This window comes from Pseudomonas sp. F8002 (assembly GCF_013385495.1).
Lineage (GTDB): Bacteria > Pseudomonadota > Gammaproteobacteria > Pseudomonadales > Pseudomonadaceae > Aquipseudomonas.
Window position 1 is genome coordinate 1 of record NZ_JACAPW010000011.1, and the last position, 22,985, is coordinate 22,985.

At 55.4% G+C, this 22,985-nt stretch carries 22 protein-coding genes and 4 tRNA genes; all 26 read left to right on the plus strand.

The window, feature by feature from the left end; all coding sequences use genetic code 11:
- The first annotated feature begins 165 nt into the window (after positions 1–165).
- The 26 genes from birA (at position 166) to rplV (ending at position 22,981) form a co-directional block, all read left to right on the plus strand.
- Positions 166–1,125, plus strand: a complete 960-nt coding sequence (birA, locus tag HX811_RS09400; RefSeq protein ID WP_177045680.1) for a bifunctional biotin--[acetyl-CoA-carboxylase] ligase/biotin operon repressor BirA — start codon at positions 166–168, stop codon at positions 1,123–1,125.
- Positions 1,115–1,864 carry a pantothenate kinase gene (locus tag HX811_RS09405; RefSeq protein WP_008436414.1) on the plus strand — a complete coding sequence of 250 codons (750 nt, stop codon included), beginning with the start codon at positions 1,115–1,117 and terminating at the stop codon, positions 1,862–1,864. The genes birA and HX811_RS09405 overlap by 11 nt, the downstream gene beginning before the upstream one ends.
- 7 nt (positions 1,865–1,871) lie before the next feature.
- Entirely contained in the window at positions 1,872–2,318 is a 447-nt protein-coding gene (locus HX811_RS09410) for a hypothetical protein (RefSeq protein ID WP_087692334.1), read from the plus strand.
- Between the two features lie 143 nt (positions 2,319–2,461).
- Positions 2,462–2,546, plus strand: a tRNA-Tyr gene (locus HX811_RS09415).
- A 23-nt stretch (positions 2,547–2,569) separates the two neighbouring features.
- Positions 2,570–2,643: transfer RNA gene (locus HX811_RS09420), tRNA-Gly, on the plus strand.
- A gap of 26 nt (positions 2,644–2,669) precedes the next feature.
- Positions 2,670–2,745: transfer RNA gene (locus HX811_RS09425), tRNA-Thr, on the plus strand.
- Positions 2,746–2,908: 163 nt separating this feature from the next.
- Positions 2,909–2,984, plus strand: a tRNA-Trp gene (locus HX811_RS09430).
- A 45-nt stretch (positions 2,985–3,029) separates the two neighbouring features.
- Positions 3,030–3,398 carry a preprotein translocase subunit SecE gene (secE, locus tag HX811_RS09435; RefSeq protein WP_003210099.1) on the plus strand — a complete coding sequence of 123 codons (369 nt, stop codon included), beginning with the start codon at positions 3,030–3,032 and terminating at the stop codon, positions 3,396–3,398.
- Between the two features lie 9 nt (positions 3,399–3,407).
- The gene (nusG, locus tag HX811_RS09440) at positions 3,408–3,941 is read left to right on the plus strand and encodes a transcription termination/antitermination protein NusG (RefSeq protein WP_003176436.1); all 534 of its coding nucleotides are present in this window, start codon (positions 3,408–3,410) and stop codon (positions 3,939–3,941) included.
- Between the two features lie 117 nt (positions 3,942–4,058).
- On the plus strand, positions 4,059–4,490 hold the full coding sequence (gene rplK / locus HX811_RS09445; protein ID WP_003210097.1) for a 50S ribosomal protein L11: 432 nt from the start codon (positions 4,059–4,061) through the stop codon (positions 4,488–4,490).
- Entirely contained in the window at positions 4,490–5,185 is a 696-nt protein-coding gene (gene rplA / locus HX811_RS09450; RefSeq protein WP_003176434.1) for a 50S ribosomal protein L1, read from the plus strand. Before rplK ends, rplA begins: the two co-directional genes overlap by 1 nt.
- A 198-nt stretch (positions 5,186–5,383) precedes the next feature.
- A complete protein-coding gene (gene rplJ, locus HX811_RS09455) occupies positions 5,384–5,884 on the plus strand; it encodes a 50S ribosomal protein L10 (RefSeq protein ID WP_177045681.1) in 501 nt (166 codons plus the stop codon).
- A 78-nt stretch (positions 5,885–5,962) separates the two neighbouring features.
- Positions 5,963–6,328 (plus strand): 50S ribosomal protein L7/L12, encoded by a 366-nt coding sequence (gene rplL, locus HX811_RS09460; protein ID WP_003210093.1) that lies wholly within the window; start codon positions 5,963–5,965, stop codon positions 6,326–6,328.
- 220 nt (positions 6,329–6,548) lie between these two features.
- Entirely contained in the window at positions 6,549–10,622 is a 4,074-nt protein-coding gene (gene rpoB, locus HX811_RS09465; RefSeq protein WP_177045684.1) for a DNA-directed RNA polymerase subunit beta, read from the plus strand.
- A gap of 64 nt (positions 10,623–10,686) precedes the next feature.
- Positions 10,687–14,886: a DNA-directed RNA polymerase subunit beta' gene (rpoC, locus tag HX811_RS09470; RefSeq protein WP_003210090.1), complete on the plus strand. Its 4,200-nt coding sequence runs from the start codon at positions 10,687–10,689 to the stop codon at positions 14,884–14,886.
- A 216-nt stretch (positions 14,887–15,102) separates the two neighbouring features.
- Entirely contained in the window at positions 15,103–15,474 is a 372-nt protein-coding gene (gene rpsL / locus HX811_RS09475; RefSeq protein WP_002555494.1) for a 30S ribosomal protein S12, read from the plus strand.
- A 118-nt stretch (positions 15,475–15,592) separates the two neighbouring features.
- Positions 15,593–16,063, plus strand: coding sequence for a 30S ribosomal protein S7 (gene rpsG, locus HX811_RS09480; protein ID WP_002555493.1), 471 nt, complete (start codon positions 15,593–15,595; stop codon positions 16,061–16,063).
- A 30-nt stretch (positions 16,064–16,093) separates the two neighbouring features.
- Positions 16,094–18,199, plus strand: coding sequence for an elongation factor G (gene fusA, locus HX811_RS09485; RefSeq protein ID WP_003210087.1), 2,106 nt, complete (start codon positions 16,094–16,096; stop codon positions 18,197–18,199).
- A 30-nt stretch (positions 18,200–18,229) separates the two neighbouring features.
- Positions 18,230–19,423, plus strand: coding sequence for an elongation factor Tu (tuf, locus tag HX811_RS09490; protein WP_003210085.1), 1,194 nt, complete (start codon positions 18,230–18,232; stop codon positions 19,421–19,423).
- Between the two features lie 141 nt (positions 19,424–19,564).
- On the plus strand, positions 19,565–19,876 hold the full coding sequence (rpsJ, locus tag HX811_RS09495) for a 30S ribosomal protein S10 (RefSeq protein WP_003210084.1): 312 nt from the start codon (positions 19,565–19,567) through the stop codon (positions 19,874–19,876).
- An 81-nt stretch (positions 19,877–19,957) separates the two neighbouring features.
- Positions 19,958–20,593, plus strand: coding sequence for a 50S ribosomal protein L3 (gene rplC / locus HX811_RS09500; RefSeq protein ID WP_003194649.1), 636 nt, complete (start codon positions 19,958–19,960; stop codon positions 20,591–20,593).
- Between the two features lie 12 nt (positions 20,594–20,605).
- Entirely contained in the window at positions 20,606–21,208 is a 603-nt protein-coding gene (rplD, locus tag HX811_RS09505; RefSeq protein WP_003210082.1) for a 50S ribosomal protein L4, read from the plus strand.
- A complete protein-coding gene (rplW, locus tag HX811_RS09510; protein WP_002555488.1) occupies positions 21,205–21,504 on the plus strand; it encodes a 50S ribosomal protein L23 in 300 nt (99 codons plus the stop codon). The genes rplD and rplW overlap by 4 nt, the downstream gene beginning before the upstream one ends.
- A 14-nt stretch (positions 21,505–21,518) precedes the next feature.
- On the plus strand, positions 21,519–22,343 hold the full coding sequence (gene rplB / locus HX811_RS09515) for a 50S ribosomal protein L2 (protein ID WP_003210080.1): 825 nt from the start codon (positions 21,519–21,521) through the stop codon (positions 22,341–22,343).
- A gap of 16 nt (positions 22,344–22,359) precedes the next feature.
- Positions 22,360–22,635 (plus strand): 30S ribosomal protein S19, encoded by a 276-nt coding sequence (gene rpsS, locus HX811_RS09520; protein ID WP_002555486.1) that lies wholly within the window; start codon positions 22,360–22,362, stop codon positions 22,633–22,635.
- Positions 22,636–22,648: 13 nt separating this feature from the next.
- On the plus strand, positions 22,649–22,981 hold the full coding sequence (rplV, locus tag HX811_RS09525) for a 50S ribosomal protein L22 (RefSeq protein WP_003210077.1): 333 nt from the start codon (positions 22,649–22,651) through the stop codon (positions 22,979–22,981).
- Positions 22,982–22,985 lie beyond the last annotated feature (4 nt).

The following is a 22,985-nucleotide window of genomic DNA, read 5'->3' on the forward strand; positions in this document are numbered from 1 at the left end:
AATTCCAGAACCCCTGATTGCTAACGCAATCAGGGGTTTTGTTTTGGGCGGTCGGAAAATTTGGGCGGTCGAATTTCAAGCATCTTCAATGCTAACGTCCTGCCTTTCTATGCAATGGCCTAATGCATGGCTATCATGCGTGCCTCATTGTGAGGCGAGACCTGCATGCTGACGTTGTTGAAACTTCTAAAAGATGGTCGATTCCACTCCGGGGAGGCGCTCGGTGCTGCCTTGGGTGTCAGTCGCAGTGCTGTATGGAAGCAGCTTCAGCATCTCGAGGCGGAATTGGGTCTACCTATCCATAAAGTGCGCGGCAGGGGGTATCAGTTGGCTGCGCCCCTGATACTGTTAAGTGCCGATGAAATAGCTCGGCATGTACCTGTTCCTGCATGGCCTGTTCATATCTTTGACTCCATTGACTCTACCAATGCCGAGGCATTGCGGCTGATTGAATCGGGTCGCACTGCGCCATTTCTTGTGCTTTCAGAACAGCAAACTGCAGGCAGGGGAAGGCGCGGACGAAAGTGGGTCAGTCCTTTCGCTCAAAACGTCTACTACAGCCTTGTGATGCGGATCGAAGGCGGCATGCGTCAGTTGGAAGGGCTAAGCCTGGTGGTCGGACTTGCAGTTATGCAGGCGCTGCGCGACGCGGGTGTTCGTGGTGCGGGGTTGAAGTGGCCAAATGACGTTTTGGTCGGGCAGAAAAAGATCGCCGGAATTCTCCTGGAACTGGTCGGGGATCCCGCTGACGTCTGTCACGTCGTTATTGGTATCGGCATCAACGTGAACATGCAGAAGGCGGATGAGGTCGATCAGCAATGGAGCTCCGTACAGTTGGAGAGCGGCAGTGCTGTTGATCGCAACTACCTGGTAGCGCGTCTTGGAGTGCAGCTGCAGGCGTATCTTGAGCGTCACCAGGCATCTGGCTTTTCGGCAATTCAGGGTGAGTGGGAGCAAAGCCATTTATGGCAGGGCCGGCCTGTATCGCTCATCGCGGGCGTGAACCAGATTGACGGCGTGGTGCTGGGGGTCGATGGGCAAGGTGCATTGCGGTTGAGCGTGGATGGTGTTGAGAAAGTATATAGCGGTGGTGAGCTAAGCCTGAGGTTGCGTGATGATTCTTGAGCTCGACTGTGGGAATAGCTTTATCAAATGGCGGGTACTTGAGTCGGATAAGGCTCGTATCTTTGCCGAAGGTGTCGTTGGGTCGGATGCCTCGCTGATCGACAGCCTGTTCGCGCTCCCGGGGCTCGCGTTAAAAGACTGCCGGCTGGTGAGTGTTCGCGCTTCGGATGAGACAAGTCAACTGGTCGCTACCCTGGTCGAGGCATTTGGCGTCAAGGTGCTGTGTGCTGCTTCGGCGAGGCAGATGGGTGGGGTGCGGAACGGGTACGAAGATTTCGAGCGCCTGGGACTGGATCGTTGGCTCGCGATGCTGGGTGGGTTTCAGCTGGCGTCGGGCGCGTGCCTGGTGCTCGATTTTGGCACCGCCGCAACAGCAGACTTCATTTCCGCAGACGGTGAGCATCTCGGCGGTTTCATTTGTCCGGGGATGCCGCTGATGCGTAATCAGCTTCGAACACATACCCGCAAAATACGCTATGACGATATCGCCGCTGAACGGGCTCTTGAGGCGCTGTCTCCAGGGCGCACAACTGTGGAGGCGGTAGAACGCGGCTGTACGCTCATGCTGAGGGGCTTTGTGTTGACCCAGCTGGAGTTGGCTCGAAGCTATTGGGGGAGCGATTTTACCGTCTTCCTTACCGGTGGGGACGCTGAGCTCGTGGCTGACGCTGTGCCTCACGGTAGGCTTGTCCCTGATCTGGTTTTTGTTGGCTTGGCGATGGCGTGCCCTTTGTCCTGAGGTTTTTATGCGTTGGCTGTTTCTGCTTTTGCTGGTCCTCAATGTCTTCTATTACATCTGGCATCAGCAGGAGGCCCCTCTGCGCGCTAAAGATGTCACGCCTTTGGCTCTCTATCGTGGTTCTCAGCAAGATATCCGCCTGTTGAGCGAATCGGCTGATGCGATGGTTCGGCGAGACAGGGCAAAAGCGCCTGATGCGCAGGCGACGTGCTTGTATATCGGCGGTTTGCCTGATCAGAAAGAGGCTCAGTCCGTTGAGCAGCGCCTCACCAGCCTGGATATCAAGGTCAGGCTGCAGTCTCTGAACCTGCCTGATGCGTCGGGATACTGGCTGCGAGTGGCCCCTGAAAGCAGGCGTCTGGCCGATGATCTGCCCTTTGAAAACCTTGCTAATGAATTCAATGAGTTAAAACATAAAATAATGCCGTGCGAAGGCATTGCAACCTTCGAATAGTTTGCATAGAATGGCGCCCGCTTCGCAGTGAAGACCTTCTAGGTCGACAGGGTGAAGTGAAGGTCAACGCAGCTAACCTCATATTTTTTAATGAGAAAATGCTTGACAGAAGGCTGGCATGATGTAGAATGCCGGCTCGCTTAGGAGGGGTTCCCGAGCGGCCAAAGGGATCAGACTGTAAATCTGACGTCTACGACTTCGAAGGTTCGAATCCTTCCCCCTCCACCATTTTAGCGTGAGCTGCAAGCTCCGCGGGTATAGTTTAGTGGTAGAACCTCAGCCTTCCAAGCTGATGATGCGGGTTCGATTCCCGCTACCCGCTCCAAGTTTGCAGGTTGTGCAAGTTGTTTCGCTCTTGTAGCTCAGTTGGTAGAGCACACCCTTGGTAAGGGTGAGGTCAGCGGTTCAAATCCGCTCAAGAGCTCCATATAACAAGGCAGATATGAAAATATCTGCCTTTGTTTTAACAGCTACCTCCGGTTGAATATGCCCTCTCTCGCTGTTTTGTTTGGGTGGGTTTCAGGTCTGCAGGGGTTTGTTGTTGTAAAGTCTTTTTCAGATCGGCATAATTGTCGGCCTGATTTTGTTTTAGGTCAGTAGCTCAATTGGCAGAGCGACGGTCTCCAAAACCGTAGGTTGGGGGTTCGATTCCCTCCTGACCTGCCAGATTCACTTGGTGTGTCTGGCTTTCTTTTCACAGGATCTTCATAGATGACTCCTAAAGCTGAAGCTCAAGGCTCTCGCTTCGATCTGCTCAAGTGGCTTGTAGTAGTCGCTGTTGTGGTTGTAGGCGTTGTTGGCAACCAGTACTACTCTGGGTCGCCAATCCTGTACCGTGTCCTCGCATTGCTCGCCCTTGCTGCTGTTGCTGCCTTTGTTGGCCTGCAGACTGCAAAAGGCAAGTCGTTTGCGGTCCTGGTGAAGGAAGCTCGTACCGAGATCCGTAAAGTCGTTTGGCCGACTCGCCAAGAAACCACGCAGACCACGTTGATCGTGGTAGCTGTTGTTCTGGTTATGGCGTTGCTGTTGTGGGGGCTTGACTCCCTGCTCGGCTGGCTTGTTTCCTTGATTGTTGGCTAAGGGTGTCCCGTGGCTAAGCGTTGGTACGTTGTGCATGCTTACTCGGGTTACGAGAAGCATGTCATGCGCTCTTTGCTAGAGCGCGTAAAGCTGGCAGGCATGGAAGATGGCTTCGGCGAAATTCTGGTTCCCACTGAAGAAGTGGTTGAAATGCGTAATGGCCAGAAACGCAAAAGCGAACGTAAGTTCTTCCCTGGCTACGTGCTGGTTCAAATGGACATGAATGAGGGTACTTGGCACTTGGTCAAGGACACTCCTCGCGTCATGGGTTTCATCGGCGGTACCGCCGATAAGCCTGCTCCGATCACTGACAAAGAAGCAGAAGCAATTCTGCGTCGCGTTGCTGATGGTAGCGACAAGCCCAAGCCGAAGACGTTGTTCGAGCCGGGTGAGGTTGTTCGTGTCACAGATGGTCCGTTCGCTGATTTTAACGGCACCGTCGAAGAAGTTAACTACGAAAAGAGCCGGATCCAAGTGGCAGTGCTCATTTTCGGTCGCTCTACTCCGGTAGAGCTAGAGTTCAGCCAGGTCGAAAAAGTCTAGCTGAGCAAGCATCCCAACCCCGCAGCCTTAGGCTGTGGGGTTTTGTCGTCACTGGGATAAACGCGCAAGTAACCGGGGAGCCTTTCGAGGCGTTCGAACCCGTAATTGGAGTGCCTCATGGCCAAGAAGATTACCGCTTACATCAAGCTGCAAGTGAAGGCCGCTCAGGCCAACCCAAGCCCACCTGTTGGTCCAGCTCTGGGTCAGCACGGCGTGAACATCATGGAATTCTGCAAGGCCTTCAACGCCCGTACTCAGGGTATTGAGCCAGGTCTGCCGACTCCAGTGATCATCACTGTATACAGCGACCGTAGCTTCACCTTCGAAACCAAGTCGACCCCGGCTTCGGTTCTGTTGAAGAAAGCTGCTGGTCTGACTAGCGGTTCCGCTCGTCCTAACACCGTTAAGGTTGGCACCGTGACCCGTGCTCAGCTGGAAGAAATCGCGAAAACCAAAAACGCGGATCTGACTGCAGCTGATATGGATGCAGCCGTGCGTACCATCGCCGGTTCTGCTCGTAGCATGGGCCTTAACGTGGAGGGTGTGTAATGGCTAAGCTGACCAAGCGCCAAAAGGCTATCGCCGGCAAAATCGAAGCGGGCAAGTCCTACAATTTTGTAGACGCTGCTGCTCTGCTGACCGAGCTGTCGACTGTCAAGTTCAGCGAGTCTGTTGACGTTGCTGTAAACCTGGGCGTTGACCCACGTAAATCCGACCAGGTCGTTCGTAGCGCTACTGTGCTGCCACACGGTACTGGCAAGACCGTACGTGTAGCTGTCTTCACCCAAGGCCCAGCAGCTGAAGCTGCTCTGGCCGCCGGCGCCGATCGCGTTGGCATGGACGACCTGGCTGCCGAAATGAAAGGCGGCGACCTGAACTATGACGTCGTAATTGCTTCCCCGGATGCAATGCGCGTTGTAGGTCAGTTGGGTCAGATCCTGGGTCCACGTGGCCTGATGCCTAACCCTAAAGTCGGCACCGTGACTCCAGACGTAGCTACCGCGGTTAAAAACGCCAAGGCTGGTCAGGTTCGTTATCGCACCGACAAAAACGGCATCATTCACACCTCCGTTGGCAAAGTCGGCTTTGATGCCGTCAAGCTGAAGGAAAACGTTGAAGCCCTGATCGCTGATCTGAAGCGTATCAAGCCAGCTTCCTCGAAAGGTATCTACGTCAAGCGCGTTACCCTGAGCACCACTATGGGCCCAGGTCTGGTCATCGACCAAGGCTCGCTGGACGTATAAGACACAAATTGGCGCAAGTAATTGCGCCAATTGAAAGATTGGGGTCCCTGCCTGGCGGGGGCTATCCAAGACCGTAGGCGACGCAAGTCTTAAACCACAAGCCTACGCAGATGGTGCTCCCGGTTCCTTACCGAATCAGACACCAAAACGACATCCGGCCCAGGCCAGATGAAACGGTAACAAGCAGGAGTTAAACCCGTGGCAATTAATCTCGAAGACAAGAAGGCCATCGTCGCTGAAGTCAACGAGGCTGCCAAAGCTGCTCTGTCCGCTGTCGTGGCTGATGCCCGTGGTGTGACAGTAGGCGCTATGACCGGACTCCGTAAAGAGGCTCGTGAAGCTGGCGTATACGTACGTGTTGTACGTAACACCCTGCTCAAGCGCGCTGTTGCTGACACTGAATACAGTGTCCTCAACGACGTGTTCACCGGCCCGACCCTGATTGCGTTCTCCAAGGAACATCCTGGCGCTGCTGCCCGTTTGTTCAAGGAATTCGCCAAGGGTCAGGATAAGTTCGAGATCAAGGCAGCTGCGTTCGAGGGCAAGTTCCTCGCAGCTAACCAAATCGACGTACTGGCAACACTGCCGACCCGTAACGAAGCTATTTCTCAGCTGATGAGCGTGATTCAAGGCGCTACCAGCAAGTTGGCTCGTACTCTGGCCGCAGTTCGCGAGCAAAAAGAAGCTGCCGCAGCCTAAGGCTGAGCATCTCCTCTCGCGTATTTTTGTTTATTTCGATGGCCGCGTAGGCCGTCCCCCAATTCAGGAATTACAGCAATGTCTATCTCCCAAGACGATATCCTCAACGCCGTAGCTGAAATGTCGGTTCTGCAGGTTGTTGAGCTGATCAAAGCTTTCGAAGAAAAATTCGGTGTTTCCGCTGCCGCTGCTTCGGCTGGCCCAGCTGTTGCCGCTGTTGCTGCTGAAGAGCAAACCGAATTCAACGTCATGCTGCTGGAAGCTGGCGAGAAGAAAGTAAACGTGATCAAGGCAGTACGTGAACTGACCGGTCTGGGCCTGAAAGAAGCCAAGGCAGTAGTTGACGGCGCCCCTGCCCAGGTTCTGGAAGCAGTGTCGAAAGACGCAGCTGACAAAGCTAAAGCAGTGCTGGAAGAAGCAGGCGCTAAAGTCGAGCTGAAGTAAGCATCGACCTTGCGTCTCCAGCCCAAGCGTTAAGCTGAAGGCTGATGGCTGGTGGCTCTTGCCACCGGCCTTTTTCCGTTATTGGCAATCGACTCGGTCGTCGCCTATAACGCGCTGTAACCACCCGATGCGGTGGCGCAAACCATGGGGTTTGCAAGATTTTCTGGCTGCTCCCGTCGGGAGGGGCCAAACAAGCAGGTGACCAAGCTGGGGAACGCTGATGGCTTACTCATATACTGAGAAAAAACGTATCCGCAAGGACTTTAGCAAGTTGCCGGACGTCATGGATGTCCCGTACCTTCTGGCTATCCAGCTGGATTCGTATCGTGAATTCTTGCAGGCGGGAGCGACCAAAGATCAGTTCCGCGACGTGGGCCTGCATGCGGCCTTCAAATCCGTTTTCCCGATCATCAGCTACTCCGGCAATGCTGCGCTGGAGTACGTCGGTTATCGCCTGGGCGAACCGGCATTTGATGTCAAAGAATGCGTGTTGCGCGGTGTTACGTACGCCGTACCTTTGCGGGTAAAAGTCCGTCTGATCATCTTCGACAAAGAGTCGTCGAACAAAGCGATCAAGGACATCAAAGAGCAAGAAGTCTACATGGGTGAAATCCCCCTGATGACTGAGAACGGTACCTTCGTTATCAACGGTACCGAGCGCGTTATCGTTTCCCAGCTGCACCGTTCCCCGGGCGTGTTCTTCGACCACGACCGCGGCAAGACGCACAGCTCCGGCAAGCTCCTGTACTCCGCGCGGATCATTCCGTACCGCGGTTCGTGGTTGGACTTCGAGTTCGACCCGAAAGACTGCGTGTTCGTGCGTATCGACCGTCGTCGCAAGCTGCCGGCCTCGGTACTGCTGCGCGCGCTCGGCTATACCACTGAGCAAGTGCTGGACGCTTTCTACACCACTAACGTATTCCACCTGAGCGGCGAAACCCTCAGCCTGGAGCTGGTGCCTCAGCGCCTGCGTGGTGAGATTGCCGTTCTGGACATCCAGGACGACAAAGGCAAGGTCATCGTTGAAGCCGGCCGCCGTATTACCGCGCGCCACATCAACCAGATCGAAAAAGCCGGTATCAAGACGCTGGAAGTGCCTCTGGACTACGTCCTGGGTCGCACCACCGCCAAGGTCATCGTGCACCCGGCCACCGGCGAAATCCTGGCTGAATGCAACACCGAGCTGAACACCGAGATCCTGGCGAAAATCGCCAAGTCCCAGGTTGTTCGCATCGAGACCCTGTACACCAACGACATCGACTGCGGCCCGTTCGTCTCCGACACCCTGAAGATCGACTCCACCAGCAACCAATTGGAAGCGCTGGTCGAGATCTATCGCATGATGCGTCCTGGCGAGCCACCAACCAAAGACGCTGCCGAGACCCTGTTCAACAACCTGTTCTTCAGTCCTGAGCGCTATGACCTGTCTGCGGTCGGCCGGATGAAGTTCAACCGTCGTATCGGTCGTACCGAGATCGAAGGTTCGGGTGTGCTGTGCAAGGAAGACATTGTCGCGGTACTGAAGACCCTGGTCGACATCCGTAACGGCAAAGGCATCGTCGATGACATCGACCACCTGGGTAACCGTCGTGTTCGCTGCGTAGGCGAAATGGCCGAGAACCAGTTCCGCGTTGGCCTGGTACGTGTTGAGCGTGCGGTCAAAGAGCGTCTGTCGATGGCCGAAAGCGAAGGCCTGATGCCGCAAGACCTGATCAACGCCAAGCCAGTGGCTGCGGCGGTGAAAGAGTTCTTCGGTTCCAGCCAGCTCTCGCAGTTCATGGACCAGAACAACCCGCTCTCCGAGATCACCCACAAGCGCCGTGTTTCCGCACTGGGCCCGGGCGGTCTGACTCGTGAACGTGCAGGCTTTGAAGTTCGTGACGTACACCCGACTCACTACGGTCGTGTATGCCCGATTGAAACGCCGGAAGGTCCGAACATCGGCCTGATCAACTCCCTGGCCGCCTATGCGCGCACCAACCAGTACGGCTTCCTCGAGAGCCCGTACCGTGTGGTGAAAGACGCACTGGTCACCGACGAGATCGTGTTCCTGTCCGCCATCGAAGAAGCTGATCACGTGATCGCTCAGGCTTCGGCCACGATGAACGACAAGAAAGTCCTGATCGACGAGCTGGTAGCTGTTCGTCACTTGAACGAGTTCACCGTCAAGGCGCCGGAAGACGTCACCTTGATGGACGTTTCGCCGAAGCAGGTAGTATCGGTTGCAGCGTCGCTGATCCCGTTCCTGGAGCACGATGACGCCAACCGTGCGTTGATGGGTTCCAACATGCAGCGTCAAGCTGTACCGACCCTGCGCGCTGACAAGCCGCTGGTAGGTACCGGCATGGAGCGTAACGTAGCCCGTGACTCCGGCGTTTGCGTCGTGGCTCGTCGTGGCGGCGTGATCGACTCCGTTGACGCCAGCCGTATCGTGGTTCGTGTTGCCGATGACGAAGTTGAAACTGGCGAAGCCGGTGTCGACATCTACAACCTGACCAAATACACCCGCTCGAACCAGAACACCTGCATCAACCAGCGTCCGCTGGTGAGCAAGGGTGATCGCGTTCAGCGCAGCGACATCATGGCCGACGGCCCGTCCACCGACATGGGTGAACTGGCACTGGGTCAGAACATGCGCATCGCGTTCATGGCATGGAACGGCTTCAACTTCGAAGACTCCATCTGCCTGTCCGAGCGTGTTGTTCAAGAAGATCGCTTCACCACGATCCACATTCAGGAACTGACCTGTGTGGCCCGTGACACCAAGCTTGGGCCAGAGGAAATCACTGCAGACATCCCGAACGTGGGTGAAGCTGCACTGAACAAGCTGGACGAAGCCGGTATCGTTTACGTAGGTGCTGAAGTTGGCGCAGGCGACATCTTGGTCGGTAAGGTCACTCCGAAAGGCGAGACCCAGCTGACTCCGGAAGAGAAGCTGTTGCGTGCCATCTTTGGTGAAAAAGCCAGCGACGTTAAAGACACTTCCCTGCGTGTACCTACCGGTACCAAGGGTACTGTCATCGACGTACAGGTCTTCACCCGTGACGGCGTTGAGCGTGATGCTCGTGCACTGTCCATCGAGAAGACCCAGCTCGACGAGATCCGCAAGGACCTGAACGAAGAGTTCCGTATCGTTGAAGGCGCGACCTTCGAACGTCTGCGTTCCGCCCTGGTAGGCCACAAGGCTGAAGGCGGCGCAGGTCTGAAGAAAGGTCAGGACATCACCGACGAAGTACTCGACGGTCTTGAGCACGGCCAGTGGTTCAAACTGCGCATGGCTGAAGATGCTCTGAACGAGCAGCTCGAGAAGGCCCAGGCCTACATCGTCGATCGTCGCCGTCTGCTGGACGACAAGTTCGAAGACAAGAAGCGCAAACTGCAGCAGGGCGATGACCTGGCTCCAGGCGTGCTGAAAATCGTCAAGGTTTACCTGGCAATCCGTCGCCGCATCCAGCCGGGCGACAAGATGGCCGGTCGTCACGGTAACAAAGGTGTGGTCTCCGTGATCATGCCGGTTGAAGACATGCCGCACGATGCCAATGGCACCCCGGTCGACGTCGTCCTCAACCCGTTGGGCGTACCTTCGCGTATGAACGTTGGTCAGATCCTTGAAACCCACCTGGGCCTCGCGGCCAAAGGTCTGGGCGAGAAGATCAACCGTATGATCGAAGAGCAGCGCAAGGTCGCAGACCTGCGTAAGTTCCTGCACGAGATCTACAACGAGATCGGCGGTCGCAACGAAGAGCTGGACACCTTCTCCGACCAGGAAATCCTGGATCTGGCGAAGAACCTGCGCGGCGGCGTTCCAATGGCTACCCCGGTGTTCGACGGTGCCAAGGAAAGCGAAATCAAGGCCATGCTGAAACTGGCAGACCTGCCAGAAAGCGGCCAGATGCAGCTGTTCGACGGCCGTACCGGCAACAAGTTTGAGCGCCCGGTTACTGTTGGCTACATGTACATGCTGAAGCTGAACCACTTGGTAGACGACAAGATGCACGCTCGTTCTACCGGTTCGTACAGCCTGGTTACCCAGCAGCCGCTGGGTGGTAAGGCTCAGTTCGGTGGTCAGCGTTTCGGGGAGATGGAGGTCTGGGCACTGGAAGCATACGGTGCTGCTTACACTCTGCAAGAAATGCTCACAGTGAAGTCGGACGATGTGAACGGTCGGACCAAGATGTACAAAAACATCGTGGACGGCGATCACCGTATGGAGCCGGGCATGCCCGAGTCTTTCAACGTGTTGATCAAAGAAATTCGTTCCCTCGGCATCGATATCGATCTGGAAACCGAATAACACGTGACGCGAATCGAGAGCGGGGCTGTTTAGCCCGCTCTCTGCTCCGCCAGGAGGAAAGGCCTTGAAAGACCTACTGAATTTGCTGAAAAACCAGGGTCAAGTCGAAGAGTTCGACGCCATCCGTATTGGGTTGGCATCGCCTGAGATGATCCGTTCGTGGTCGTTCGGTGAAGTTAAAAAGCCGGAAACCATCAACTACCGTACGTTCAAACCAGAGCGTGACGGCCTGTTCTGCGCCAAGATCTTTGGCCCGGTAAAGGATTACGAGTGCCTGTGCGGTAAGTACAAGCGCTTGAAGCACCGTGGTGTGATCTGCGAGAAGTGCGGCGTTGAAGTTGCACTGGCCAAGGTTCGTCGTGAGCGCATGGCGCACATCGAGCTGGCTTCGCCGGTTGCCCACATCTGGTTCCTGAAATCACTGCCGTCCCGTATCGGCTTGCTGATGGACATGACCCTGCGTGATATCGAACGCGTTCTCTACTTCGAGAGCTATGTCGTTATCGATCCAGGCATGACCACCCTTGAAAAGGGTCAGCTGCTGAACGACGAGCAGTATTTCGAAGCGCTGGAAGAGTTCGGCGACGATTTCGATGCCCGCATGGGTGCCGAAGCTGTCCGCGAACTGCTGCACGCTATCGACCTGGAACACGAGATTGGCCGTCTGCGTGAAGAAATTCCGCAAACCAACTCCGAAACCAAGATCAAGAAACTGTCCAAGCGTCTGAAGTTGATGGAAGCCTTCCAGGGTTCCGGCAACTTGCCAGAGTGGATGGTGCTGACCGTTCTGCCGGTTCTGCCGCCAGACCTGCGTCCGCTGGTACCGTTGGATGGTGGTCGCTTCGCGACTTCCGACCTCAACGACCTTTACCGTCGCGTGATCAACCGTAACAACCGCTTGAAGCGTCTGCTCGACCTGTCCGCTCCGGACATCATCGTGCGCAACGAAAAGCGTATGTTGCAGGAAGCTGTCGATGCCCTGCTCGACAACGGTCGTCGTGGCCGCGCTATCACCGGTTCGAACAAGCGTCCTCTGAAATCCCTGGCTGACATGATCAAGGGTAAGCAAGGTCGTTTCCGTCAGAACTTGCTCGGTAAGCGTGTTGACTACTCCGGTCGTTCGGTAATTACCGTAGGCCCGACCCTGCGTCTGCACCAGTGCGGTCTGCCGAAGAAGATGGCTCTCGAGCTGTTCAAACCGTTCATTTTCGGCAAGCTGGAAATGCGTGGTCTCGCGACCACCATCAAAGCTGCCAAGAAAATGGTCGAGCGCGAGCTGCCAGAGGTTTGGGACGTTCTCGCTGAAGTGATCCGTGAACACCCGGTTCTCCTCAACCGTGCACCGACCCTTCACCGTCTGGGTATCCAGGCGTTTGAACCAGTACTGATCGAAGGTAAGGCTATCCAGCTGCACCCGCTGGTCTGTGCTGCGTACAACGCCGACTTCGACGGCGACCAAATGGCCGTGCACGTACCGCTGACGCTGGAAGCCCAGCTGGAAGCGCGTGCGTTGATGATGTCGACCAACAACATTCTGTCGCCAGCCAACGGTGAGCCAATCATCGTTCCGTCGCAGGACGTTGTATTGGGTCTGTACTACATGACTCGTGAAGCGATCAACGCCAAGGGCGAAGGTCGTGTGTTCGCGGATCTGCAGGAAGTTGACCGTGTGTTCCGTGCCGGCGAAGCCGCACTGCACGCCAAGGTTAAAGTCCGCATCCACGAAACCATCAACGATCGTGACGGTGGCAGCGTCAAGAACACCCGTATCGTCGACACCACTGTCGGTCGTGCGCTGCTGTTCCAGGTTGTTCCACCTGGCCTGTCGTACGACGTGGTCAACCAGCCAATGAAGAAAAAGGCGATCTCCAAGCTGATCAACCAGTGCTACCGCGTGGTTGGTTTGAAAGAGACCGTTATCTTCGCTGACCAGTTGATGTACACCGGCTTTGCTTATTCGACCATTTCCGGCGTTTCCATCGGTGTTAACGACTTCGTTATCCCGGACGAGAAAGCCGCCATCATCGGTGCTGCCACCGATGAAGTGAAAGAGATCGAAAGCCAGTACGCCTCCGGCCTGGTAACCCAGGGCGAGAAGTACAACAAAGTGATCGACCTTTGGTCCAAGGCCAACGACGAAGTGTCGAAGGCGATGATGTCGAACCTCTCGAAAGAGCGTGTTATCGACCGTCATGGCGTGGAAGTCGATCAAGAGTCGTTCAACTCGATGTACATGATGGCCGACTCGGGCGCACGGGGTTCTGCTGCGCAGATCCGTCAGCTCGCCGGTATGCGTGGCCTGATGGCCAAGCCGGACGGTTCCATCATCGAAACGCCGATTACTGCGAACTTCCGTGAAGGTTTGAGCGTACTTCAGTACTTCATCTCGACTCACGGTGCTCGTAAAGGTCTGGCGGATACCGCGTTGAAAACCGCTAACTCCGGTTATCTGACTCGTCGTCTGGTAGACGTTGCGCAAGACTTGGTTGTGACTGAAGTTGATTGCGGCACCGAACACGGTCTGCTGATGACTCCGCACATCGAAGGCGGCGACGTTGTAGAGCCGTTGGGTGAGCGCGTACTGGGTCGAGTAATCGCCCGTGACGTATTCAAGCCAGGTACCGAGGAAGTCATCGTTCCTGCCGGCACCCTGGTAGACGAGAAGTGGGTCGAGTTCATCGAACTCAACAGCATCGACGAAGTGATTGTTCGCTCGCCGATCAGCTGCGAAACCCGCTATGGCATTTGCGCCAAGTGCTACGGCCGTGACTTGGCTCGTGGTCACCAGGTGAACATCGGTGAAGCGGTCGGCGTTATCGCTGCCCAGTCCATCGGTGAGCCGGGTACCCAGCTGACCATGCGTACGTTCCACATTGGTGGTGCGGCAAGCCGGACCTCCGCAGCCGACAGCGTTCAGGTGAAGAATGGCGGTACCGTCCGTCTGCACAACCTGAAGCACGTTGAGCGAGTGGATGGCCACCTGGTTGCTGTGTCCCGTTCCGGTGAGCTGGCAATCGCTGATGACTACGGTCGTGAGCGCGAGCGTTACAAGCTGCCGTACGGTGCTGTGATTTCGGTTAAAGAAGGTGACAAGGTCGACGCTGGCGCAATCGTGGCCAAGTGGGATCCGCACACTCACCCAATCGTTACCGAAATGAAAGGTACCGTGACCTACGTGGGCATGGAAGAAGGCATCACGATCAAGCGTCAGACTGACGAATTGACCGGTATGACCAACATTGAAGTACTCGACGCCAAAGACCGTCCAGCTGCAGGCAAAGATATCCGTCCTGCCGTGAAGATGGTTGATGACAACGGCAAGGATCTGTTGCTGCCAGGCACTGACGTTATCGCTCAGTACTTCCTGCCAGCCAACGCCCTGGTCGGTGTTGCGGATGGTGCGAAGATCGCGATCGGTGATGTTATCGCTCGTATCCCGCAAGAAACTTCGAAGACCCGTGACATCACCGGTGGTCTGCCGCGTGTTGCCGACTTGTTCGAAGCTCGTCGTCCGAAAGAAGCGTCGATTCTGGCTGAAGTCAGCGGCACCATCGCGTTCGGTAAAGAGACCAAGGGCAAGCGCCGCCTGGTTATCACCCCGAACGACGGTAGCGATCCGTACGAAGAGCTGATTCCGAAGTGGCGTCACCTGAACGTCTTCGAAGGCGAACAGGTAAACCGCGGCGAAGTTATCTCCGACGGCCCGAGCGATCCACACGACATCCTGCGTCTGCTGGGTGTGAGTGCGCTGGCCAAGTACATCGTTAACGAGATCCAGGACGTTTACCGTCTGCAAGGCGTGAAGATCAACGATAAGCACATCGAGACCATCCTGCGTCAGATGCTGCGTAAAGTTGAAATCGCTGAATCCGGCGATTCGAGTTTCATCAAGGGCGACCAGATGGAACTGACTCACGTACTGGTAGAGAACGAGCGCCTGGCGAACGACGAGAAATTCGTTTCCAAGTTCACTCGTGTGTTGCTGGGTATCACCAAGGCGTCGTTGTCCACTGAGTCGTTCATCTCGGCGGCCTCCTTCCAGGAGACTACTCGCGTACTGACCGAAGCAGCGGTAACCGGCAAGCGCGATTACCTGCGCGGCCTGAAAGAAAACGTGGTTGTGGGTCGTCTGATCCCGGCCGGTACCGGTTTGGCCTACCACAGCGAGCGTAAGCGTCGCCGTGAACTCGACAAGCCGTTGCGCGTAAGCGCCAGTGAAGTGGAAGCTGCACTGACCGAAGCGCTGAACTCAAGCGGTAACTGAGTTCTGCGGTAAATAAGACCGGGCCCTGGCAGCCCCGTTCGTCGGATCGAGACAGATTTGTCCCGGTTCGATGGAAGGGGAGGTCGGGGCCTTGCCTTGACTGGGGACAAGATCCTCTTTAGACTCTTGTACCCCTAAATTTGGCGGGAATTCGTTCCTGCCATTTTGCTTTTCTTGCAAGACAATAGCGTCGCAAGACAACAGTGGAGCTAGTAGATGGCAACTATCAACCAGCTGGTACGTCAGCCGCGTAAGCGTATCGTCGAGAAATCCGACGTGCCTGCGCTGCAGAACTGCCCGCAACGTCGTGGCGTATGCACTCGCGTGTATACAACTACGCCGAAAAAACCTAACTCGGCACTGCGTAAAGTATGCCGTGTGCGCCTGACCAACGGTTTCGAGGTTTCCTCGTACATCGGCGGTGAAGGTCACAACCTGCAAGAGCACAGCGTGGTACTGATCCGCGGCGGTCGTGTAAAAGACTTGCCAGGTGTTCGTTACCACACCGTACGCGGCTCCTTGGATACTTCCGGCGTTAAAGGTCGTAACCAGGGTCGCTCGAAGTACGGTACCAAGAAGCCTAAGTAGTAGCGGCTTTTTGTAAAACTGAATCATCTTATTTTCTGAGTCGATAAGAGTAAGGTCGGAGGCGTCCCGAAAGGGCACCGATTCCGAGCGAACCTGAAGACCGTTTGAGGGCTTATCCATGCCAAGAAGACGCGTAGCAGCCAAGCGCGAAGTGCTTGACGATCCAAAATACGGAAGCCAAATCCTGGCCAAGTTCATGAACCACGTAATGGAAAGCGGCAAGAAAGCCGTTGCCGAGCGTATCGTTTATGGCGCGCTGGAAAAGGTTAAAGAACGCAAGAACAGCGACCCCCTGGAAATCTTCGAGAAAGCTCTCGACGCCATCGCTCCGCTGGTCGAAGTGAAGTCGCGCCGTGTAGGCGGTGCTACTTACCAGGTTCCGGTTGAAGTTCGCCCGTCCCGTCGTAACGCTTTGGCAATGCGCTGGTTGGTAGACTTCGCCCGTAAGCGCGGCGAGAAGTCTATGGCCCTGCGTTTGGCTGGCGAACTGTTGGACGCTGCTGAAGGTAAAGGTGCTGCTGTTAAGAAGCGTGAAGACGTGCACCGTATGGCTGAAGCCAACAAAGCTTTCTCGCACTACCGCTTCTAATTCTAGCTTCACTAATTTTGCGAGGGCTTTATGGCTCGTACTACTCCGATTAGCCGCTACCGTAACATCGGTATCGTTGCTCACGTGGATGCTGGTAAAACCACCACCACCGAGCGCGTACTGTTTTACACCGGCAAAAGTCACAAAATGGGCGAGGTGCATGACGGCGCCGCGACCACAGACTGGATGGTTCAGGAGCAGGAGCGTGGTATTACCATTACTTCTGCTGCTATTACCGCCTTCTGGAAAGGTTCCGAGAAGCAGTACAAGGACGAGCACCGCTTCAACGTAATCGATACCCCGGGCCACGTAGACTTCACCATTGAAGTTGAGCGTTCCCTGCGTGTACTCGACGGCGCTGTCGTTGTGTTCTGCGGTACTTCGGGTGTTGAGCCTCAGTCGGAAACCGTATGGCGTCAGGCCAACAAGTACGGCGTTCCACGTCTTGTTTACGTAAACAAGATGGACCGTGCTGGTGCCAACTTCCTGCGCGTGATCGGTCAGATCAAACAGCGTCTGGGTCACACTCCGGTGCCAATCCAGTTGGCTATCGGTTCCGAAGACAACTTCCAGGGTCAGATCGATCTGATCAACATGGAAGCTGTTTACTGGAATGACGCTGACAAAGGCATGGTTCCTGTTCGTAAGCCTATCCCTGCAGAACTGCAGGAGCTGGCTGACGAGTGGCGTAACAACATGGTTGAGGCTGCTGCCGAAGCCAGCGAAGAGCTGATGAACAAGTACCTCGAAGGTGAAGAGCTCACCAACGTGGAAATCAAGGCCGCTCTGCGTCAGCGTACTATCGCTGGTGAGATCGTTCTGGCTGTTTGCGGTTCTTCCTTCAAGAACAAGGGTGTTCCCCTGGTTCTCGACGCCGTTATCGACTACCTGCCTGCTCCAACCGACATTCCTGCTATCAAGGGTACCAACCCTGATAACGAGGAAGAAGAGATGGAGCGTCACGCCGATGACAGCGAGCCGTTCTCGGCTCTGGCGTTCAAGATCGCTACTGACCCATTCGTGGGTACTTTGACCTTCGTCCGCGTTTACTCGGGCGTGTTGGCCTCCGGCGACGGCGTGATCAACTCGGTTAAAGGCAAGAAAGAGCGTGTGGGTCGTATGGTGCAAATGCACGCAAACGCCCGTGAAGAGATCAAGGAAGTACGCGCTGGTGACATCGCGGCCCTGATCGGCATGAAGGACGTCACCACTGGTGAGACCTTGTGCGACGCTGCCAAGCCAATCATCCTGGTTCGCATGGACTTCCCGGAGCCGGTTATTTCGGTTGCCGTTGAGCCTAAGACCAAGGATGACCAGGAAAAAATGGGTATCGCTCTGGGCAAGCTTGCTCAGGAAGATCCATCTTTCCGCGTCAAGACTGATGAAGAGACTGGTCAAACGATCATCTCCGGCATGGGCGAGCTTCACCTGGACATCCTGGTTGACCGGATGCGCCGTGAGTTCAACGTCGAGGCCAACATCGGTAAGCCTCAGGTTTCCTATCGTGAGCGCATCACGAAGAACTGCGAAATCGAAGGCAAATTCGTTCGTCAGTCCGGCGGTCGTGGCCAGTTCGGCCATTGCTGGATCCGTTTTGCTCCTGCTGATGAAGGTCAGGAAGGTCTGCAATTCGTGAACGAAGTAGTGGGCGGTGTTGTTCCTAAGGAATACATCCCGGCTATCCAGAAGGGTATCGAAGAGCAGATGAAGAACGGTGTTGTTGCCGGCTATCCGCTCATCGGCCTGAAGGCGACCGTTTTTGACGGTTCTTACCACGACGTCGACTCCAACGAGATGGCGTTTAAGGTGGCTGCTTCCATGGCTACCAAGCAACTGGCCCAGAAGGGCGGTGGTGAGTTGCTTGAGCCAATCATGGCAGTAGAAGTCGTTACGCCTGAAGACTACATGGGTGACGTGATGGGCGACCTTAACCGTCGTCGCGGCATGATCTTGGGTATGGAAGATACGGTTTCCGGCAAAGTGATTCGTGCCGAGGTTCCGTTGGGCGAGATGTTCGGTTATGCGACCGACGTTCGTTCCATGTCTCAGGGTCGCGCAAGCTACTCTATGGAATTCAAAAAATACAACACAGCTCCGGCGCACATCGCTGAAACTGTATCCAAAAAACAAGGCTGATTCAGTCCTTTAGGCAAGGAGTTAATTGTCGTGGCTAAAGAAAAATTTGATCGTTCCCTACCGCACGTAAACGTTGGCACTATCGGCCACGTTGACCACGGTAAAACCACTCTGACCGCTGCTCTGACTCGCGTCTGCTCCGAAGTTTTCGGTTCGGCTCGTGTTGACTTCGACAAGATCGACAGCGCACCAGAAGAAAAAGCTCGTGGTATCACCATCAACACCGCGCACGTTGAATACAACTCGCTGATCCGTCACTACGCTCACGTTGACTGCCCAGGTCACGCTGACTATGTGAAGAACATGATCACCGGTGCTGCCCAGATGGACGGCGCGATCCTGGTTTGCTCGGCCGCTGATGGTCCGATGCCACAAACCCGTGAGCACATCCTGCTGTCCCGTCAGGTAGGCGTTCCGTACATCGTGGTTTTCCTGAACAAGGCTGACCTGGTAGACGACGCTGAGCTGCTGGAACTGGTTGAGATGGAAGTGCGCGATCTGCTGAGCACTTACGACTTCCCAGGCGACGACACTCCGATCATCATCGGTTCTGCTCGTATGGCTCTGGACGGTCTTGACGACAACGAAATGGGCACCACTGCCGTTCGTAAACTGGTTGAGACTCTGGACAGCTACATCCCAGATCCAGTTCGTGTTATCGACAAGCCGTTCCTGATGCCAATCGAAGACGTATTCTCGATCTCCGGTCGTGGTACTGTTGTGACTGGTCGTATCGAGCGCGGTATCGTTAAGGTTCAAGATCCACTGGAAATCGTTGGTCTGCGTGACACTACCGTCACCACCTGCACCGGTGTTGAAATGTTCCGTAAACTGCTCGACGAAGGTCGTGCAGGCGAGAACTGCGGCGTTCTGCTGCGTGGTACCAAGCGTGACGACGTTGAGCGTGGCCAGGTTCTGGTCAAGCCAGGTTCGGTTAAGCCGCACACTACCTTCGAAGCTGAAGTGTACGTGTTGAGCAAAGAAGAAGGCGGTCGTCACACTCCGTTCTTCAAAGGCTACCGTCCACAGTTCTACTTCCGGACCACTGACGTGACCGGTAACTGCGAACTGCCGGAAGGCGTTGAAATGGTAATGCCAGGCGACAACATCAAAATGGTTGTTACCCTGATCAAAACCATCGCAATGGAAGATGGTCTGCGTTTCGCTATCCGTGAAGGCGGTCGTACCGTCGGCGCTGGCGTCGTAGCCAAAATCATCGCTTAATAAGTGATGACTTGAAAAAGCCCCCGCTCAGCGGGGGCTTTTTTATTGAGTTGACACCCATATGGGGCGTCTATAGAATTGCGCCTCCTTTTAACGGGCGTGTTGCGCTCGCTGGGAATAGCAGCCGGAGTCTGAAATCCAATGGCAAATCAGCAAATTCGTATCAGGTTGAAGGCTTTTGACCACAAACTGATCGACCAATCCACCCAGGAAATCGTGGAAACCGCGAAACGTACTGGTGCTCAAGTGCGTGGTCCAATTCCACTGCCTACCCGTAAAGAGCGGTTCACCGTTCTGGTCTCCCCGCACGTCAACAAAGACGCGCGTGACCAGTACGAGATCCGTACTCATAAGCGCGTGCTGGACATCGTCCTGCCAACGGATAAAACCGTTGATGCACTTATGAAGCTTGATCTGGCGGCCGGTGTGGAAGTACAGATCAGCCTCGGCTAAGACTTGGGTCTTAGTCGTGTAACGCTCTGAAATGGGCGGCCATAGCGGGTGAAAGCCCCGTACACTCATGAGGTTTACAACATGACTATTGGTGTAGTCGGTCGTAAATGCGGTATGACCCGTATTTTCACCGAAGAAGGTGTCTCCATTCCGGTCACGGTCATTGAGATCGAACCGAATCGCGTCACCCAGTTTAAAACTGAAGAAACCGATGGCTATCGTGCAGTGCAAGTCACTGTCGGCGAGCGTCGTGCTTCGCGTGTGACTGCTGCTCAAGCAGGTCACTTCGCTAAAGCAAACGTTGCAGCTGGTCGTACTGTCATGGAGTTCCGTCTTGAAGACGGCGACTACCAGGCTGGCGATCTGATCAACGCTGAAATCTTCGCCGCTGGTCAACTGGTTGATGTAACCGGTCAGTCCAAGGGTAAAGGCTTCCAGGGTACGATCAAGCGTTGGAATTTCCGTGGCCAAGACAACACTCACGGTAACTCCGTTTCCCACCGCGTCCCGGGCTCTATTGGCCAGTGCCAGACTCCTGGTCGTGTATTCAAGGGCAAAAAAATGTCCGGTCATATGGGCGCTGAGCGCGTGACCGTGCAGTCCCTCGAAGTAGTGCGCGTCGACGCTGAACGCAATCTGTTGTTGGTCAAGGGTGCTGTTCCTGGCGCTACTGGCGGCAACCTGGTTGTACGTCCAGCGGCCAAGGCTCGCGGTTAAGGGGAAGCTGACATGCAATTAAACGTAAATGACGCTCAAGCGATCGAAGTTTCCGAACTGACATTTGGCGGCGAATTCAACGAGACGCTGGTTCACCAAGCAGTCGTGGCCTACATGGCCGGCGGCCGTCAAGGTAGCAAGCAGCAAAAGACCCGTTCCGACGTTCGTGGTGGCGGTAAGCGCCCTTGGCGTCAGAAAGGTACTGGCCGCGCTCGTGCCGGTACTATCCGTAGCCCAATCTGGCGTGGCGGCGGTACCACTTTCGCAGCACGTCCACAGGATCACACCCAGAAGCTCAACAAGAAGATGTATCGCGCAGCACTGCGCTCCATCCTTGCTGAACTCGTGCGTACTGATCGTCTGGTCGTGGTTCAGGACTTCGCTGTTGAAGCGCCGAAAACCAAAGATCTGCTGAACAAGCTGAACGGCATGGGCCTGACTGACGTCCTGATCGTGTCTGAAGCTGTTGATCAGAACCTGTACCTGGCTGCTCGCAACCTGCCACACGTTGATGTACGTGACGTGCAAGGTTCCGATCCAGTTAGTCTGATCGCATACGACAAGGTGTTGATCACCGTGTCGGCCGTGAAGAAATTCGAGGAGCTGCTGGGATGAACCAGGAACGCGTATTTAAAGTTCTGCTTGGCCCGCACGTTTCCGAAAAGGCTACGGTTCTGGCTGACAAGAAAGGCCAGTTCGTTTTCAAGGTTGCAACTGACGCAACCAAGCTGGAAATCAAGAAGGCCGTCGAAAGCCTGTTCAGCGTGAAAGTAGAGCGTGTTACTACCCTGAATGTTCTGGGTAAGAGCAAGCGCACTGCTCGCGGTCTGGGCAAGCGTAATGACTGGAAGAAGGCAGTTATCTCCCTTCAGCCAGGCCAAGATCTCGATTTCAGCAGCAGTGCTGAGTAAGGAAGGGGTGCATCATGGCAATCGTTAAATGCAAACCGACTTCCCCTGGCCGCCGTTTTGTGGTCAAGGTGGTCAACCAGGAGCTGCATAAAGGCGCTCCTCACGCACCGCTGCTCGAGAAGAAATCGAAGACTGGTGGTCGTAACAACAATGGTCGTATTACCACTCGTCACATCGGTGGTGGCCATAAGCAGCATTATCGTCTGGTCGACTTCCGTCGCAACGACAAAGATGGCATCGCTGCCACTGTCGAGCGTATCGAATACGATCCAAACCGTACTGCTCACATCGCTCTGCTGCTGTACGCAGATGGCGAGCGTCGCTACATCATCGCCCCTAAAGGCGTGAGTGCTGGTGACCAGCTGATCGCAGGTGCTTTGGCACCGATCAAGCCGGGCAACGCTCTGCAACTGCGCAACATTCCAGTTGGTAGCACCGTACACGGCATCGAATTGAAGCCGGGTAAAGGCGCGCAAATCGCTCGTTCCGCTGGTGCTTCGGCTCAGCTGATCGCTCGTGAAGGTGTCTACGTGACCCTGCGTCTGCGCTCTGGTGAAATGCGTAAAGTATTGGCTGAATGCCGTGCGACCCTGGGCGAAGTCTCGAACTCCGAGCACAGCCTGCGTTCGCTGGGTAAAGCTGGTGCCAAACGCTGGCGTGGCGTTCGCCCAACCGTTCGTGGTGTTGCCATGAACCCGGTTGACCACCCACACGGTGGTGGTGAAGGTCGTACCTCTGGTGGTCGTCATCCGGTATCGCCATGGGGCTTCCCGACTAAGGGCGCGAAGACTCGTGGTAATAAGCGTACCGACAAAATGATCGTCCGTCGTCGCAAGTAAATAGAGGGATACGACAGTGCCACGTTCTCTGAAAAAAGGTCCTTTTATTGATCTTCACCTACTGAAGAAGATCGAAGTGGCGGCGGAAAAGAACGATCGCAAACCGGTGAAAACCTGGTCGCGTCGTTCGATGATCCTGCCACAAATGGTCGGTCTGACCATTGCAGTGCATAACGGTCGTCAACATGTTCCAGTTCTCGTGAACGAAGACATGGTCGGCCACAAACTAGGCGAGTTTGCCGGTACCCGCACATATCGTGGGCACGTGGCAGACAAGAAAGCCAAGCGTTAAGGGGTAAGGAACGATGGAAGTAGCCGCTAAGTTGTCGGGCGCTCGAATCTCCGCCCAGAAAGCCCGCTTGGTCGCCGACCAGATCCGCGGGAAGAAGGTGGGCGAAGCGCTCAACCTGTTGGCTTTCAGCAGTAAGAAAGCCGCCGAGATCATCAAGAAAGTGCTGGAGTCGGCCGTAGCCAACGCCGAGCACAACGAAGGCGCAGACGTTGATGACCTGAAGGTCAGCACCGTTTTCGTCAACGAAGGGCGTTCGCTGAAGCGCATCATGCCTCGTGCCAAAGGCCGAGCTGATCGCATCGTCAAGCGGTCTTGCCATATCACTGTCAAGGTTGCTGACAAGTAACGGA

Coding starts and splice junctions, on each gene's coding strand:
- birA (WP_177045680.1), top strand. CDS start 166: ATGCTGACGTTGTTGAAACTTCTAAAAGATGGTCGATTCCACTCCGGG.
- HX811_RS09405 (WP_008436414.1), top strand. CDS start 1,115: ATGATTCTTGAGCTCGACTGTGGGAATAGCTTTATCAAATGGCGGGTA.
- HX811_RS09410 (WP_087692334.1), top strand. CDS start 1,872: ATGCGTTGGCTGTTTCTGCTTTTGCTGGTCCTCAATGTCTTCTATTAC.
- secE (WP_003210099.1), top strand. CDS start 3,030: ATGACTCCTAAAGCTGAAGCTCAAGGCTCTCGCTTCGATCTGCTCAAG.
- rplK (WP_003210097.1), top strand. CDS start 4,059: ATGGCCAAGAAGATTACCGCTTACATCAAGCTGCAAGTGAAGGCCGCT.
- rplA (WP_003176434.1), top strand. CDS start 4,490: ATGGCTAAGCTGACCAAGCGCCAAAAGGCTATCGCCGGCAAAATCGAA.
- rplL (WP_003210093.1), top strand. CDS start 5,963: ATGTCTATCTCCCAAGACGATATCCTCAACGCCGTAGCTGAAATGTCG.
- rpoB (WP_177045684.1), top strand. CDS start 6,549: ATGGCTTACTCATATACTGAGAAAAAACGTATCCGCAAGGACTTTAGC.
- rpsL (WP_002555494.1), top strand. CDS start 15,103: ATGGCAACTATCAACCAGCTGGTACGTCAGCCGCGTAAGCGTATCGTC.
- rpsG (WP_002555493.1), top strand. CDS start 15,593: ATGCCAAGAAGACGCGTAGCAGCCAAGCGCGAAGTGCTTGACGATCCA.
- fusA (WP_003210087.1), top strand. CDS start 16,094: ATGGCTCGTACTACTCCGATTAGCCGCTACCGTAACATCGGTATCGTT.
- rpsJ (WP_003210084.1), top strand. CDS start 19,565: ATGGCAAATCAGCAAATTCGTATCAGGTTGAAGGCTTTTGACCACAAA.
- rplC (WP_003194649.1), top strand. CDS start 19,958: ATGACTATTGGTGTAGTCGGTCGTAAATGCGGTATGACCCGTATTTTC.
- rplD (WP_003210082.1), top strand. CDS start 20,606: ATGCAATTAAACGTAAATGACGCTCAAGCGATCGAAGTTTCCGAACTG.
- rplW (WP_002555488.1), top strand. CDS start 21,205: ATGAACCAGGAACGCGTATTTAAAGTTCTGCTTGGCCCGCACGTTTCC.
- rplB (WP_003210080.1), top strand. CDS start 21,519: ATGGCAATCGTTAAATGCAAACCGACTTCCCCTGGCCGCCGTTTTGTG.
- rplV (WP_003210077.1), top strand. CDS start 22,649: ATGGAAGTAGCCGCTAAGTTGTCGGGCGCTCGAATCTCCGCCCAGAAA.